This is a genomic window from Pedobacter sp. JCM 36344, from assembly GCF_046546555.1.
Classification (GTDB): domain Bacteria; phylum Bacteroidota; class Bacteroidia; order Sphingobacteriales; family Sphingobacteriaceae; genus Pedobacter.
Window position 1 is genome coordinate 84,426 of record NZ_JBKHKK010000006.1, and the last position, 16,417, is coordinate 100,842.

Annotated in this window: 12 protein-coding genes; 3 read left to right on the top strand and 9 right to left on the bottom strand. The window is 41.3% G+C overall.

Features of this window, described 5'->3' with window-relative positions:
* Positions 1-72: 72 nt before the first annotated feature.
* The 4 genes from ligD to ACHFIZ_RS07560 all read right to left on the bottom strand — a co-directional run bounded on the left by ligD (position 73) and on the right by ACHFIZ_RS07560 (position 6,555).
* Positions 73-2,721 carry a DNA ligase D gene (ligD, locus tag ACHFIZ_RS07545; RefSeq protein WP_410884439.1) on the bottom strand — a complete coding sequence of 883 codons (2,649 nt, stop codon included), beginning with the start codon at positions 2,719-2,721 and terminating at the stop codon, positions 73-75.
* A gap of 60 nt (positions 2,722-2,781) precedes the next feature.
* On the bottom strand, positions 2,782-5,631 hold the full coding sequence (locus ACHFIZ_RS07550; RefSeq protein WP_410884441.1) for a PVC-type heme-binding CxxCH protein: 2,850 nt from the start codon (positions 5,629-5,631) through the stop codon (positions 2,782-2,784).
* Positions 5,632-5,668: 37 nt separating this feature from the next.
* Positions 5,669-6,307 carry a DUF1080 domain-containing protein gene (locus tag ACHFIZ_RS07555; protein ID WP_410884443.1) on the bottom strand — a complete coding sequence of 213 codons (639 nt, stop codon included), beginning with the start codon at positions 6,305-6,307 and terminating at the stop codon, positions 5,669-5,671.
* A 107-nt stretch (positions 6,308-6,414) separates the two neighbouring features.
* Positions 6,415-6,555 carry a hypothetical protein gene (locus ACHFIZ_RS07560; protein WP_410884445.1) on the bottom strand — a complete coding sequence of 47 codons (141 nt, stop codon included), beginning with the start codon at positions 6,553-6,555 and terminating at the stop codon, positions 6,415-6,417.
* Between the two features lie 46 nt (positions 6,556-6,601).
* On the opposite strand from ACHFIZ_RS07560, the gene ACHFIZ_RS07565 reads away from it, so the two are divergent.
* The gene (locus tag ACHFIZ_RS07565; RefSeq protein ID WP_410884447.1) at positions 6,602-7,306 is read left to right on the top strand and encodes a hypothetical protein; all 705 of its coding nucleotides are present in this window, start codon (positions 6,602-6,604) and stop codon (positions 7,304-7,306) included.
* 26 nt (positions 7,307-7,332) lie between these two features.
* Here the strand turns inward: ACHFIZ_RS07565 and ACHFIZ_RS07570 are convergent, their stop codons facing one another.
* Positions 7,333-10,116: a family 78 glycoside hydrolase catalytic domain gene (locus tag ACHFIZ_RS07570; RefSeq protein ID WP_410884449.1), complete on the bottom strand. Its 2,784-nt coding sequence runs from the start codon at positions 10,114-10,116 to the stop codon at positions 7,333-7,335.
* A gap of 54 nt (positions 10,117-10,170) precedes the next feature.
* Between ACHFIZ_RS07570 and ACHFIZ_RS07575 the strand changes: the two genes are divergently transcribed.
* Together ACHFIZ_RS07575 and ACHFIZ_RS07580 are read left to right on the top strand one after the other, a co-directional pair.
* Positions 10,171-11,217: a hypothetical protein gene (locus tag ACHFIZ_RS07575; protein WP_410884451.1), complete on the top strand. Its 1,047-nt coding sequence runs from the start codon at positions 10,171-10,173 to the stop codon at positions 11,215-11,217.
* Between the two features lie 77 nt (positions 11,218-11,294).
* A complete protein-coding gene (locus tag ACHFIZ_RS07580; protein ID WP_410884453.1) occupies positions 11,295-12,113 on the top strand; it encodes a glutaminyl-peptide cyclotransferase in 819 nt (272 codons plus the stop codon).
* On the opposite strand, the gene ACHFIZ_RS07585 is transcribed toward ACHFIZ_RS07580, so the two are convergent.
* From ACHFIZ_RS07585 to ACHFIZ_RS07600, 4 genes are read right to left on the bottom strand one after another with little or no spacing between them, the layout of a single operon-like run.
* Complete coding sequence (locus ACHFIZ_RS07585; RefSeq protein ID WP_410884455.1) at positions 12,070-12,963, bottom strand: SMP-30/gluconolactonase/LRE family protein; 894 nt, start codon at positions 12,961-12,963, stop codon at positions 12,070-12,072. The genes ACHFIZ_RS07580 and ACHFIZ_RS07585 overlap by 44 nt on opposite strands.
* Before the next feature lie 8 nt (positions 12,964-12,971).
* Complete coding sequence (locus ACHFIZ_RS07590; RefSeq protein ID WP_410884457.1) at positions 12,972-13,739, bottom strand: SDR family NAD(P)-dependent oxidoreductase; 768 nt, start codon at positions 13,737-13,739, stop codon at positions 12,972-12,974.
* A gap of 9 nt (positions 13,740-13,748) precedes the next feature.
* Complete coding sequence (locus ACHFIZ_RS07595) at positions 13,749-15,464, bottom strand: IlvD/Edd family dehydratase (protein ID WP_410884459.1); 1,716 nt, start codon at positions 15,462-15,464, stop codon at positions 13,749-13,751.
* Between the two features lie 45 nt (positions 15,465-15,509).
* Positions 15,510-16,241: an outer membrane beta-barrel protein gene (locus ACHFIZ_RS07600; RefSeq protein ID WP_410884461.1), complete on the bottom strand. Its 732-nt coding sequence runs from the start codon at positions 16,239-16,241 to the stop codon at positions 15,510-15,512.
* Positions 16,242-16,417 lie beyond the last annotated feature (176 nt).

Genomic DNA, 16,417 nt, shown 5'->3' on the forward strand with positions numbered 1-16,417 from the left:
GGTTCTTGCGAAAATGTTGTCAACAAAGATCGTCATGAGAATTAACTATTAACACCCTGTACTTTTCAACGTCTAACCAAAAATACTTTTTGCTTTTTTGCTCGTTTTTTCCAAGTCTATACCTTTTGCTAGTACTCCTTTGAATAAATCTCCCTCTATCCTTACCCTATCAACTGCATTAAAAATATTGAAGTCTTTCATCTTCAACCCTTTCTTTACTTCATCCCAGTGTAGTGGCATCGAAACGGTTGCTCCAGGTTTCGGACGTAAAGAGTAGGGACCAGCAATTGTAGCCCCCGGTCTGTTCTGCAGGAAATCCAAGTACATTTTACCTTTCCTATTCGCAATTATTCGTTCTAAACTGGTAAACTTAGGAATCTGCTTGTGGACAATATTCACTATGATTCTGGCAAATAACTGACTTTGATCATAATCATACTTAGCCCCTAAAGGAACGTAAATGTGCATTCCAGTGGAACCAGAAGTCTTGCAGAAGCACGGCACTTCGATGGCATCTAAAACTTCCTTCACTACGTTTGCAGCTTCAACAACCTGATCGAAGGTATGCTTATCAGGATCCAAATCAATAATGCAGTAATCTGGATTATCTGGCGAGTAGACCCTGCTAAACCATGGGTTCATTTCTATGCATCCAAGCGATGCCATCCATAATAACGATGCCTCATCCTGACCAACCAAATATTCCTTTTCTTCACCATCTCCCGTACAATAGGGAAAGGTTTGCGCCCAATCCGGAGCTGTATCTTTCACATTCTTCTGATAGAAACCTTTTGCATGAATACCACCGGGATATCGATTCAGCGACATGGGTCGGTCTTTGAGATAAGGAAGTATATAATCGGCTATTTGGTAGTAATAATTGAACATCTCTCGCTTACTGATAGTATCTTCAGGCCAGTATAACTTACTTAAATGGGTGAACTTTAGCTCATGTCCATTAACCTTTCTGACCTGTGTCTCATCTTTCGGATTCAAAAGTGTTTTTTTTGCTTTAACCTTAGGTGGTTTTAAAGCGGCCTCTGGTGTTTCTGTTGTAGATTCAACTTCAGCAACAACTTTTTCAACCTTATCTATCATGTCTTCTGTCGGAGCAGACAGATCCCTGGTAACATCTTTCGCCTTTTTATCGATGCGCATACCTTGAAATGATGGATGTCTAAACACTCCATCGCTAGTCACCTCGGCAAACGCAACCTCGCAGACCAGTTCAGGCTTAAGCCAAGTAGCCTTTGCTTTTGGTGGATTAGGTCTAAACCTTGAGGGTTTGTTCACGTCTGGAATATCTTCAAACGGGCATTCGTTAGTAATTAGTGGTTCAAACTGTTCCATCATTTCTTTCTGAAGTTTAGCCGAGAAACCAGTCCCAACCTTGCCAACGTATTGTAGTACATTATCGAGGTAAACACCAAGTAATAATGAACTGAAAGGTTTCGTGGTATCCGCATTCTTGGTGTACCCAGCAATGATTACCTCCTGCCCTTTATGTACCTTAACTTTCAACCATTCTTTAGAGCGGTAATTTGCCGCATAAGTACTGTCTTTTTTCTTAGCGATAATTCCTTCAAGACCCATCTTTTCCGCAGCGTGATAAAAATCTATTCCACTGGTATCAAACACTTTGTTTAACCTGATCCTATCATCAGCTATTGGCAACACCTTTGTAAGTATTTCTTGCCTTTGATAAAGAGGCAGGTCTTTAAGGTCCTTACCATCGTACCAAATAATATCAAACACGTAAAAGACAAGGTCACCATCTGCCTCACTCCTCCAGTTCTGTAAGTCGCTAAAATTTGAGATTCCCTTCTCATTGAGCACGAGTATTTCTCCGTCGAAAACCGCGTTGATGTCAAAAGTTTTCAAGAGCTCATAGATCGGATAAAACTTTTCATTGAAGCTCTTATTGTTACGAGATCGCAGGTCGACCGCTCCCTTATTCAAGAAAGCAAGTGCACGATAGCCATCCCATTTGACTTCATACTGCCAATTTGGATCATCAAAAGGCTCATCCACGAGTGTTGCGAGCATAGGCTTCATTCCAGTTGGAATTTTCGATTTACCACCTTGCTCAGCCTTAGTCTTTGCAAGAGCATCGTCAGTCTTATTACTATGCCATACATTATCACTGGTTTTTTCAACCTGAGCAATAGTCTGATCCGAAATGACGGATTTATCTTTCTTTGTAATGTCCTTAACAGACGCAAAATCGTCTTTATGCTTAATTAGCAACCAGCTGTTTTTAGCCATACCGTGGGTTTTAACTAATGCGAATTCCCCTTCTAGTTTTTCACCATGAAGCCTAATCTTCAAAGAACCTGACTTTAGCTGTTCCAGTAAATGCTTTTCCTGCGCGTTTTTTCCCTTAATCTCTTCAATAGGCTCATAAGTCCCCTTGTCCCACACGATAACGGTACCTCCGCCATACTCTCCTTTCGGAATAATCCCTTCGAAACTCCGATAATCGAAGGGATGATCCTCAACCATCATGGCAAGTCGCTTAGCTTTTGGATCAGTGGACGGTCCTTTGGGTACAGCCCAGCTTTTCAACACACCGTCCATTTCCAACCTAAAGTCGTAATGGAGGTGTGATGCATCATGTTTTTGAATTACAAAAAGTAACTTATTTTTATCGCTGCTGGTACCCGCTTTCGGTTCCGCAGTTTTGCTGAAGTCGCGCTTTGTGTTATATTTCTCAAGACTCATAAGAAGTTCAATTTCTTGTTGAACAATTCTCAAACCGATAAGGTTTTTAGTCCTATAACCCTACTTCATTTTATGCTGACTATGGTCCATTGGCATATTACCCATTTGTTGATTGAAAGTATCTATGACTTTTTTAGAATCCGGTGTGTTGATAGCTGACAGCCTGTTTTTAGTAAAGGTTAAGATCCTTGGCGCTTTTGCCTTTGATGCAATAGCTAAGGCCCTGCTCATATCTACCGGGACGGTTGGTTCCAATGCATACCAAAGCATCAATGGAAGATTATGGTCATCCTTATCTTCTTCATGTTGCACCAAAGCTTCCAATATTTCGAATCTTTTAGAAGGGTCAACACGTTGTAAAGCAGAAGTTAAATACAACCTGACCATAGCAGATTTGTCTGACGCAGCCAGTTCTGCAAAACGCTTCATAGCCGCATCTGATGGATTTTTATCCTCTGCGATTAATTGAATTGCCCAGCTCCTTACATATTCGCTGTCATATGAAAGCAAATCTATAAGATCCTTTTCCTCCATTCCTTTCGTCACATGTAGTGCCCAAAGTGCACGAAGTTTCCTGGTCTCATCAGGATTATTCGCCAATATCTCTTTCAGCATCTTGTGAACCTTCTTATTAGGACCTCTTTCCTGCAAAATCTGACGCGCCTGCCTCACATACCACTCGTTTTTGTTCAATTGGCATTCTACCAATTCTTTATCTGAAGCCTTGTATAAGTCCACTTTTTTCCATTGATCAGTTTCATGGCTGATCTTAAATATCCTACCCATCGTTTTCTGGTGAACATCAGGGTTCGGACTATGACATTGATTTTTATCATACCAGTCAATCGCAAACACGGACCCGCTTTGGTCATATTTGAAGTTCAACCACTGAGACCAGGTGTCATTCGTCAATAAGAAATCATCTCCGTGACTGGCAACATAGCCTGATCCTTTGCGGGTTAACACATCCACATTGACTCTGCTTCCATGGATATTGTTCATGAAAATGTTATTACGGTATTCTGCCGGCCATTTTTCACTACCAAGATAGATCATCGCACCTGCATGGGCATGACCTCCACCTTTAGAGTTGGATCTAAAATTACCAGCGTGTGGACCTCTATCTCCTATCCAGTGCACATGGTCACCAATCTCCTTGATATCGTCGTAAGTATAGGGGTTGAAATGGTTACCTGCCTGACGCAAATACCTTGCGCCCTGAATCATCTGGAACATATGCGGAATGACGCATACAGTTACAAATGACTGTCCGTAGTCATTAAAATCTATACCCCATGGATTACTCGTTCCTTCAGCAAATAGTTCAAACTTCTTTGTGGTTGGATGGTAACGCCAAACACCTGCATTTAATCTGGTTCTTTGTGCATCAGTTGAGCCTGGCGCTCCCACATTGGATTGTGTAAATATGCCATGCGTGCCATAAAGCCATCCATCCGGACCCCACCTCAGGTTATTCAACATCTCGTGCGTATCCTCATAACCCCAGCCATCAAGTAAAATTTGTGGCGGACCGGCGGGTTTGTCCGTCTTCATATCAATCGGAATGAACAATAAATTAGGTGCTGCCCCTAACCAAACTCCTCCCATTCCCAATTCGATTCCGGTTACAAGATTTAACCCCTCCATAAAAATAGTACGCTTATCCAATGTTCCATCTCCATTGGTATCTTCCATGATCAGGATTCTGTCTTTACCCTGCCCTTCCGCGGCGCGAATAGGGTAAGTATGAGCTTCTACTACCCAAAGCCTACCTCTAGCATCAATAGTGAAGCTAATCGGACGAATAATATCCGGTTCAGCGGCAGCAAGTTTAACCTTGAAACCATTCTTTGGAGTCATTGCCTCTGCTGCTTTCGGACCTGATAATCCCGAATTAATTATCGGATCTAGTGGAGGAAGAATAATGATATCCTCTTTCTTCAATTCATTCGAGAAATTCGGTCGGGTGGCATAAAACAAGAAATCATCGAAGTTGATATGCCCCCATATGTCGTCACCGATGTACGGGATCTGAGAAATTCCAGTCTCACTATCCACTAAACGAATAAAAATTTCCTTGTTCATCACCTCCTTCAAATCTACCACTACCGGTTGAAGCGTTGCCCTCCCCGCTCCTGTTATCTGGTAAATAACTTTATTGTCATCAGCCTTTACCAACTCCACTCTGGTATCTTGCAATGCACCACCAGATACTTTAAAAGAAGCAAATGGCTGCGTGACAGTAAACGGAACAGAGGTAAGGGTTCCAGTTCTTTTATAATTCTTAGTACCTCCGCTACTTATAAAATAAGCGCTACTGTTACCAGTTTTTACGTCTTTTTCATAAACAGAAGTAATGTCTGCCCCAACTAGCGCACTAGCAAATGCATCTCCTGTAGCTGTCCAGTCTTCAAGAGTGCCTTTTTCGAAATTCAGGTTTAGCGCTTTCACTCCTTTCTTTGGAAGAATACCAGCAATAACAACCTCCTTTTTAATCGCACCTTCTGTTACCTCGATTTTTCCGACCATTCCTGCCGCGCGATGTCCGGGAATGCTACAGAAATAGACATCATTCTTATCTGCGCGAAATACAACACTGGAAGTATCACCTTTTTCAACTAAAGTTTTACTTTTTACGCCTGCCTTTTCAATCGCAATATCATGAGTCATTAATTCACCATTAACGACCTTTATGCGTACCAGTTCACCCTTACTCGCTTTTAATATAGGGTTACGTTTGCCATCCTGACCAATATATCCGAGCATGGTCGATTCAAGGGTATACTCCCGGTCATACTTTATTTCCTTCTTAACGGATATCAGATTGAAGGTAGCATCTTTGAATGCATAGCCTAATGGAATAATAAGTACTGCAATTATAACAGTAAAAATGTAGCGTTTTGAAGCCATAATATAGTTGGTTTATTTGTGTTTAAAAAAGAAGTAATTAAGGGAGCGGTTGCAGCATGATGTCTTTATAAAAGACTTTGGTCTTGCCACCTCCATGAAGTTGAAAGGCAATATGTCCGGACTGTGGGATATTCTGATCCTCTTCCGTATAATCTACAGTTTGTGTGCCGTTTAGGAATATCTGAATGCGGCGACCTGTTGTTTTTACCTCGTAATCATTCCAATCGCTCGCTTTAAGAATTGATTTGACTTTTTTAGGATCTGCAGTTACCAGTAATTTATCTCGGCGGGATTCATCATATAATGAAGCCCAGAAACCTACTCCAATATCAGCTTGATAACCAATCATTTCAAAGTTTGGATCATTTATCCTTTGACTGTGAAACTGTACACCCCCGTTTACGAAACCATCAGTCCCTGTTAATTTGAATTTCAATTTAAGGCTATAATTGGAGTATTCAGCTTGCGTGCTAATAAATTCGTTTTGTGGAACCATGTCTTTACCGTTCCCACCTACTATGGCTCCGTTCTCAATTGTCCAGGTCTTGTTCAGATCTCCCTCCCATCCATTAAAAGTTTTACCATCGAAGAGCCTAACCTTCATTGTGAGGCTTTGGGCATTAGAAAATGGAATATAGGAGAGCGCAACTACAATTAATAAGTAAATAATTCTCATACAGATAATTAGAAGTTATTATTTGGTTACGACCTTAAAAAGGGCACTGTAATATAGAAAATTCCCTTTGATTTCTAAAAATAAAGTGAATAATTAAGCAGTCAAACTTAGGTATGCTGAATAAAAACCTGACACATGCCCAGCTCAATCTTTAATAACTCCGGCAAAGCTGCTTCTACCTCCTCTGTGATCAAATGAAATCCTCTTTTTCTAGCTCTTAAACTAATCGTCTGCTGAAATATTTTCATATGCTACAATTTCTACTTATCTTGATACAACAAAATACATTCGAAAATGAGAAAACTATTTGTAACCTTGTTGGTGTTAGTGACAATCACCGGTAACTTATGGGCTCAGTCGCCTTCGGTTCTGGGTGCCTGGCTATTGAATAATGGAGGAGAGACACATTATCTATTTTTCCAGGACGGTTTTTGTTTTCATACCGTAAAACAGGGAAAAACATTTGTAATGAGCCAAGGTGGTAACTTTGAAGTTACTAATGGAAAGCTCAATATGAAGGTGCTTTACAACAGTAGTGATTCCACAAAAGTAGGTGAAGAAATGAGTCTGAGCTTCTCATTGCCAGATAATCAACTTGTATTGCAAATGGAGGAAGGCGAAGTAAAGTTCTCAAAAATTGATGACGGCAAAGCCCCATTAGCGGGAGTATGGAAAATTACAGGGAGAATGGACGCTGACGGTAAAGTTGCAGATATCCATCAAACAGGGAGCAGACAAACTTATAAATTGCTTACCGGCACTAAATTTCAATGGGTTGCCATTGACCCTGAGAAGAAACAGTTTTCAGGTACTGGAGGTGGATCATACAGTTTCAAAGACGGAAAATACACGGAAAACATTGAGTTTTTCTCCAGAGATAATTCTCGCGTTGGTGCTGCATTGAGTTTTGATGGAAAACTAGAAGACGGAAAATGGCACCATAGCGGTCTTAGCAGCAAAGGTGATAAGATCTATGAGATTTGGGGAAATGCTAAATAAAGCGCACTACCATTCAATTTTATCTGCTAGCCCTTTTTAAACTGCAATTTATAATTTCCAGAGGAGAGCTGATAGACCCTAAATCCATCTTTTTTCCCCGCTTCTTTTAAACCAGATGTTCCCCCTTCAATAGCACCTGCTTCAGTAAGTGGTATTTGCAGGGTTGCCTTTGTGTTGGGCGGGATGGTAATCTCATACCGGAGTATCCCCTTTTCGCGTTTCCAGAAAGTTTTAATCAATCCCGCAGGCGAATCCATTGAGGCCCTCGCCCAGGTCATTTGTTCTTCCTTAAGCATAGGCGGCCTAAGCACAAAATGTTGCATACCTGGTTGATCCAAATTCTTTTTGATTCCGGCTAAGCCGTCGATGTACCAAGCTCCAGGATACAGATAGGAACTGTGCAATAAAGAATGGCCCGGAAGATCTTTCTCCCACATTTCCCAAATAGTAGTTGCCCCGTTCTCTTTCATATATCCCCAGCTAGGGTAAGTAGTTTGAGAGGTCATTGAATAGATCAGATCGTCACGACCTGCATCACGAAGAACTTTGAACAACATCGCTCCACCCGTAATTCCTACGTTAATATGACCTTTTCGAATTTCCAGAATTTCCTTCTCGAGACGCTTCATAACCAATGGTTTTAATGGCTCTGGCATTACCTCGCCAATTAATGCTGCTGCCAAGTTGGACATAGACCTATCAGAATAACTATGGTCATCACCATTATAATACTTCGCATGGATTGCCACGCTGGTTGCTGAGGCTTGCTTTTCCCAATCCAGCGCTTCTCTATTTTTGCCCAATACCCGAGCGATCTTAGCGGCCGTTCTAAAATTGTAAACCATATAGCAATTGTTGAGGAAAACAGTCTGAGGCTTATTGTTATTCATTCCTTCAGCTGTTGCACCAGGCCATAACCAATCACCCAGAAAATCCCAGTCTCCACCAAATCTCACAAGCATTTCATCCTTAGACTGTGTCTTCAAAAAAGCAAGCCAATCCTGAATCAACTCAAAGTTTTTGTTCAACATTCTCACATCACCTTCCTGCTGATAAATGAACCATGGCAATGAAACTACAATCCCACCCCAAGGTGGACCTCCGCCTCCCATGTAGGTGGGTGCACTATGTGGTAAAATCCCTTTATGCAATGGACGGCCACTCATCGAACCCTTATGAAACCAGGTAGTGTCATACATGTCCCCAACAACAGACTCCGTACCCTTCACATCCCGCCAATCTTCCATCCACTTGGTGTAAAAGGCACCCATCTTATAATTCATCATACCCGTCTCACAGGTGGCATGTGCATCCCCACCATATCCAAGTCGTTCGCGTTGAGGGCAGTCAACAATGAAACCTCCAATAGATAGATTCTGGAAAGTCCATTTTACCGTTTTATAAATCCAGTTCTGTAAGGGATCAGAACATTCGAAGCTTGTGGATTCCTTATAATTTGTCCGCAACATCCAGCCTTGGATATCGGACAAAGCTGGTTGAGTCTTCAAACCCTTTATGGTTATCCACCTACCAGAACTATAATTGAAGCGGTTTCTAAAAGTACCCTTACCTGTTTTATCAATAATATAAGCACTATGGAGTGCAAAAGTTATATCATCCTGCGATCTTTCAGAATACAGAAATTCCACTTTATCACCCGGATTTCCGGAAATATTGACTGACGTCCAACCAGCGAAATTTATTCCCATATCCACGCGGAACGTTCCGTCTGGTCTGGCAACAATATTAATTGGTTTTATCTCCTCAAAGACTTTATTTGATTCTACCTGCTGCGCAGATAATACTAGATTTGGTTTGTACACTATTGCTTTTTGCCAACCTGACTCATCAGTTTTAATGGCATTCCAATCGGAGACATAGTTATTTGCATCGTAAAGCTCACCTCCCATTTTGCCAAAATCCCAAGTCCCCAGCAACTTATTTGGACTTTTATGCGTTATCCAACTTTCGTCGGTCTTTAGCAGTTGTCCTCCAATGTTCGCCTGCGCGATCACTATTGGAGTATTTGGCCTTGACTTTTCTATGTATGGACCAAAGATTGACCATGATGTACCCAGCCAGATTGCTATTACATTATCACCATTTTTAAGTAAGGGTGCTATATCATAAGCAACATATCGAGCCCGTTTTGCATGATCAGTCACAGATGGCGACAGCACATCATCCGTTACTTTTTTGCCATTCACATACAGTTCGTGAAATCCCACAGAGGCCAAGAAAAGCATAGCACGTTCTGGCTTCTTCTCGACATTAAAATTCTTCCGAAGCCAAGGATCCCATATGTTACAATCTGCAATTGCAGGGTTAAAAATCTGATCTGTACCGATCCATTTAGCCTGCCACTCTGATTGATTAAATAGACCAGTACTCCATTGAGCATTTTCGCTCCAGGCAGAAACATTTCCTTTGTCATCTTTGATGCGGATTTTCCAATAGTATGTTTTATCAGATAGCAATGTCTTCCCAGCATAGCTGATCAGTTGCATGTTAGAAGACTTGATCCAATCAGAATTCCATATCTCTCCTTTATTGGTCTTTAAGCTATTCACAGAGCCACTAACTAATATTTGATAAGCAGTTTGAGCCGATCCAAATTTGGAATTATCATTAGTTTTAAGTGTCCAGCTTAACCTCGGATGTAGTTCATCAAGCCCGTTTGGGTTCTCCAGATATTCACAACGTAGCTGCTCAGGCGATAGACTCGAGCGCTGACTAAAAGCATTATTGATAAATACTGTCAATAAGCTTAAAACAATACAGAAGGAGAGTTTGGCTATCTTGATATTCATATTATGGTTTATAGCTGATTACACGAATCTAAGTAAAATTGCTAAATTCACAGTATGGAGAGACGGGAATTTGTAGCTTTAATTTGTGCTTTTCCAGCTCTTTGCGCTAAAAAATTACCAATAAATATTCTCCGGCAGGAACACTATGTAATGACGGTAAATGGCAAAGTAAGCCTTTCTGAGCTTGGAGGGGCTTTACCTCACGAGCATTTCATCACGGACTTTTCAGGGGCTGGAAGTGAAAACCATCCAGAATACACAGAATTGCAGGCCCTTGATCTATTATTACCTCACCTAAAAGCAGTAAGGGACCTCGGAATACAGACAATTTTTGAGTGCAGTCCATCATACATTGGGAAAAACGTAAAGCTTTTAAGAAAACTGTCGACGCTAAGTGGCTTAAACATCATAACTAATACCGGATATTATGCAGCCGTTAACCAGAAATATCTGCCGGATCATGCTTATACTGAATCTACCGTGAAGCTGGCCGAACGTTGGATTTCAGAATATGTAAATGGAATAGAGAGGAGTAAAATAAGGCCTGGGTTTATAAAATTGGGCAGCGATAATGCTCCTTTAAAAGAAGTAGAGATTAAACTGATTGAGGCTGCAGCGATAACCCACTTGAAAACAGGATTGAAAATAGCCATCCATACTGGCAATGCTGAAGCTGCGGTGCAGGAGCTAAAAATCCTGGAAAAGATGGGTGTAAAACCCTCAGCCTTCATCTGGGTACATGCTCAGAATGATCAAACTGGCGAAACACAGATCAGATTAGCGAAGAAGGGTTGCTGGATTAGTCTTGACGGTTTGAATAGTACAGAAAATTCATTAAACAAATACGAGAAAAATATCATGAAATTTAAGGCTACTGGCCTACTTAACAGACTATTGATCTCCCATGACGATGGTTTCGCAGCAGTCAAAAAAGATGGTCAATCGGGCTTTATTCCTTACCAAAATGGCAACACCCTGCCATACGTAACGCTGTTTACGAAACTAAAACCAGCGCTTCTAAAGAATGGATTAACCGAAAAGGAATTCGATTTGCTTACGGTAACAAATCCAGCTAGCGCATTTCGAATAGATAAACGATAATTTGAGTTTGCAGATGCAGCAGCAGATATTTATTTTGCAGACAGTTGCAACAACGTGATTTTCGCTAGATTTATAGCATGAAATTTAGGTTGCCCATTTATATACTTGCTTTAGTTGTTTTAAATAGCTGTAGCAATAAAGAAAACAGTTCAGAAGAAACTACCACAACAACGCTTACGGTTCCCGTTGAGAACTTAACTTTTAAATTAAATGGAACATTTCCGCATGATACGTTATCCTTTACCGAAGGTTTTTTGGTGCACAATGGACAATTTATAGAAAGTACTGGTTCGCCAAATGATAAGCCTCAGGCAAAATCAGAAGTGGGGATATTAAATACGAAGACAGGAAAGCTTGATGCCAAAGTTGAATTAGACCGTTCCGTTTATTTTGGGGAAGGTGTAATTATTTTGAACGACAAGCTATATCAGGTGACTTATAAAAATCAGCAAGGTTTCATTTATGATGCAAAAAGCTTTAAAAAGCTCGGTGATTTTAAATATGCCAATCTTGAAGGTTGGGGATTAACGACAGATGGCAAATTTATAATTATGAGCGATGGAACAAGTGCGTTGACCTACCTTGATCCAAACACGCAAAAGCCAATAAAGACCGTTATTGTGACCAGAGAAGGCCAACCCTTAACTATGATCAATGAACTGGAATATATCGACGGGTATATCTACGCCAATGTTTGGCTCAGCAATAATATTGTTAAAATTGACCCTGCTACGGGAAATGTGGTCGCCAATATTGACATGAACCCCATTTACGCTGCTGAAAAAGCGGATAATCCTAATGCTAATGAGATGAACGGCATTGCCTATGATCATGATACGAAAAAGATCTACGTTACTGGAAAAATGTGGTCGAAGGTTTATGAGATAGCATTTTAACACCCTTGACACCAAGATCCTGAATTCTGAAAACGTTACCAGATTCAGGATACATAGCTAATTGGATCTCCGTCATATTTTCTCTGGCTGAGGTTACAATTAACTCGTTGAGTTTATCACCAGCGAAACAGCAGTTTGTAATGTGCAGTGCAGGTATGGCAATCGTTTCTAATAGTTCTCCAGTAAATGGATTCCAACGACTAACTGCTCCACCTCCATATAAAGCGACCCACAACATACCCTGCTCGTCTATACTCATACCGTCAGGCACACCCATATTCTTAGGAATAACAACAGCAGATTTTTCAAATGATATATTACCGGCTGGATCGATAAGGTATGACTTTACCGTTCTTGTTGGAGTATCAATAAAATACATTCTTTTATGGTCTAAAGAAAAGCTGAGTCCATTTGGAATGGTTAGCCCTTCAAGTATTTCGAATGTTCCCCCATCTTTAGCTATGCGATATAAGCTACCAAGGCCTTCTCTAAACTGCATATCCATGTTGCCAATCCAGATATTTCCTTGTACATCAAATGAGCCATCGTTACAACGAAGATTTGATTCTCGGACTTTGATGGGTATGATCAGTTTCCATTCCTGCGTTAAAAGATTCAAGCTTACTATCCCATCTTCGCAACCCATCAACAACTGACTGCCCTCCCAAGAAAGGATTACTGCTATCTTTTTTCCTAAATTCCAGGTAACGCTACCTTCACAGCACAGTTTCTGCTCATGTAATATTCCCTTATGAATGTCTACCCAAAATATGCTTTGACGAGCTTCATGCCAAAAAGGTGATTCTCCAAGAATATTCTGGGATGTCGAAAAAGTAGATAGTTCTGCCATAAAAATAGTTAAAATGGAGAAAGACTTACTGCACTCCAGCCACCGTCTACCACGAGAGTCTGTCCCGTAATTTGTCCCGCAGCTGGTGAAACCAGAAATAACACTGCATTAGCTACATCTTCAACAGTACCCGCTCTTCCTGTTGGCGTTATACGTGCCCATGTACTTTTATAATCTTCATCTTCCATAGTTCGCTCAGTAAGTGTCGCTCCTGGGGCTACAGTATTCACTGTAATGCCATATTCAGAAAGTTCAATCACCAGGTTTTTCGCCAGCATCTGAAGTCCCGCCTTTGTCATGGCATAAGCTGCCAGGTCTTTGTGAGCCTGCTGACCAGTCACAGAGGACATAAGCAAGATCCTACCTCCCGTGTTTTGCTTGATCATTTGTCGCGCGGCACGTTGAGCCAGAAAGAAACTCCCTTGCAGATTAACTTTCATCACACCCTGAAAAGCCTTCGGTTCGTAACTGAGAAAATCTCCAAATAAGGTAATACCGGCATTGGCGATAATAATATTAAGTTGTCCGAATTGTTCAACTGCTTTATCAACAAGACTCTGGATGAGGTCGATTTCGCCAGCATCGCCTGCGACAGCCATTGTTTGGTCCGGATAAAGCGAATTGATCCTGGCAGATACCGCATTAATTAATTCTTCGTCGCTATCATTCATAACCACGAAGACACCTTTCCTGGCAAGCTCCAGTGAAATCTGGTAGCCTATGCCTTTTCCTGCACCGGTAACAATGGCAACCTGCCCATTAAAGTCTATATCCATAAATAATTTTTAATGTGAATCTTTAACTACTTTACTGCCTGAACTACCTTTCAAAAAGTCGAAATCTGCACCAAGGTGCGCCTGTTCCACATGTTTCTGGTATAAGTGCGTATAGCCTCTTGCTACAATATGATCTCCCGGAGGAAGGTTCGCTTTACGAGTCAGAATCTCTTCGTCGGATAGCTCCAAAGTAAGGGACTTATTGGCAACATCCAATGTAATCATATCTCCATTAAGAACTACTGCAAGTGTACCTCCAACGGCGGCTTCAGGTGAAACGTGCAGAACGACGGTTCCAAAACCCGTCCCACTCATTCGTCCATCAGAGATACGAACCATGTCTCTTATCCCCTTATCCAACAATTTCTTTGGAATAGACATATTGCCCACTTCAGGCATTCCCGGGTAACCTCTAGGCCCTACGTTCTTTAAAACCAGAACATCACCCTCCTCTACATCTAACTCAGGGTCATCTATCTTAAGTCTATAATCTTCAATATTCTCAAATACAACTGCTTTGCCACGGTGCTGCAACAAAGCGCTCGTAGCAGCAGAAGGCTTTAGCACTGCACCATTCTCACAAAGATTCCCCTTAACGACCACAATCCCGGCAGTGGTATTAAAAGGAGAAGACATGGAGCCAATCACATCTGTATTGAAACAATCGCAATCTTCATAATTGGCAGACATCGGCTTACCCGATACCGTAATGGCTTCATTATGTAAATGACTTTGCAACTCCTTCATCAACACTGGCAATCCTCCTGCATAGTAGAAATCTTCCATAAAATACTTTCCGGAGGGTTGAAGGTTAGCCAATAGCGGCACACCTTTGTCTAAAGTGTTGAAGTCATCTATATTCAGATCTACACCGATTCTAGCGGCTATTGCCAATAAGTGTATGATAAAATTAGTGGATCCTCCTATTGCCGCATTTACAGTGATCGCATTATCAAATGCTTGTCGCGTTAGAATCTGTGATGGCTTCAAATCTTCCCGCACCATATCTACGATCCTATTTCCTGATAAATGCGCTAAAGCTTTCCTCCGAGAATCGGATGCAGGTATTGCCGCATTATCAGCCAGAGAAAGACCAAGTGCCTCTACCATGCAAGCCATTGTAGATGCTGTACCCATCACCGCGCAATGTCCCCTGCTTCTTGCCAGACAAGATTCCGCAACATACAGCTCCTCATCAGTCATCAATCCAGAGCGGTTGTCTTCAAAGAAGTTCCAGATATCCGAAGTGCCGATATCCTTACCCCTGTGCTTACCGGTTAACATTGGACCACCAGAAACAACGATCGTTGGAATATCAACGCTACAAGCACCCATAACCAGCGCCGGAGTAGTTTTATCACAGCCACAAAGTAGCACTACACCGTCCAAAGGATTTGCCCTTATAGACTCTTCCACATCCATACTAACCAGATTTCTAAAAAGCATAGCCGTTGGTTTCATAAGTGTTTCTCCAAGTGACATTACCGGAAATTCAACAGGAAAGCCACCCGCTTCATAGATACCATTCTTTACAGATTCAGCTATTTCGCGAAAGTGCGCATTACATGGGGTGAGCTCAGACCAGGTATTACATATACCGATCACTGGTTTCCCATTCAATTGATGCGATGGAATACCCTGGTTCTTCATCCAGGCACGATAAATAAACCCATCTTTACCTTTTTTACCAAACCACTCCTGACTCCTTAATTGTTCCTTCTGCATAATTGATTGTATACCTGGTTAATTGCCTAATGTAGAAATATAAGTTTAAATCCGAATACCAATTGCTAAAGTGAAAGTTAGCATGTTGGTATTTGGGATATTGGCGCTGCGACTTTTTCCCTGAAAAACCGGACGTAGTGTACGAGTTCCCCGCAAATCAAGATACCCTCCAAGTCGCTTAGTAGAGTTTTCACCTATCTGAAACCCAGCAAGGACATTATTGTTATACAATCTAACATTTTTCAAGTTGGCGTTTTCATTAGCAGCCCTATATCCATCGCCATCTAAACCCTCAGCATACCGAAGCGTTGTTTTGCTATGAATTGCCATTGCAGGAGCTATGCCTATATATCCTACTAATCTTAAGGATGAAGAAGGCTCGTTGAAATTGTAATTAATAGTGACAGGAATTTCCAGGTAATCGATGTTATAAGTGAAACGGTTAGTGGCTGTATTCTCACCCTCTTCATTCAGGACAACTGCATAATTGTTTTCTTCTTTGTAAGCCATACCTCTGGAGCTAAAAAGGAATTCTACTCCTAATGAGAAACCCTTAGGCAGTAAGAATTCCGCTGTCAGACCACCCATACCAGAAATTCGCACATCACGGTCAAAGAATTCGAAGCGCGTTCCCGTCTTTTGATCAAAAGGAGCTACGGATTGTGTGAACAGGGAGAAGTTTGCACCGACTTTAGCGCCTAACCTAATGGACCGCTCCTGGGCCTGAACGCAGAAGGCGGACAGCGCAAGCGCTGCCATAATGATTAATTTTTTCATTTAGGTTTATATTTAGTTTCATTGTGTGTGGTATAAATATAATTAAAAAAGAACTTATTTCCTTTTGGTCTCAAATCATTTATGTCTCATTTTTGTTAACATACCAGCAATGAAATCAAAAACAGCGTCCAAGAAATCCATATATGTAACGCCTTAATCGCAAATTTACTAACAAC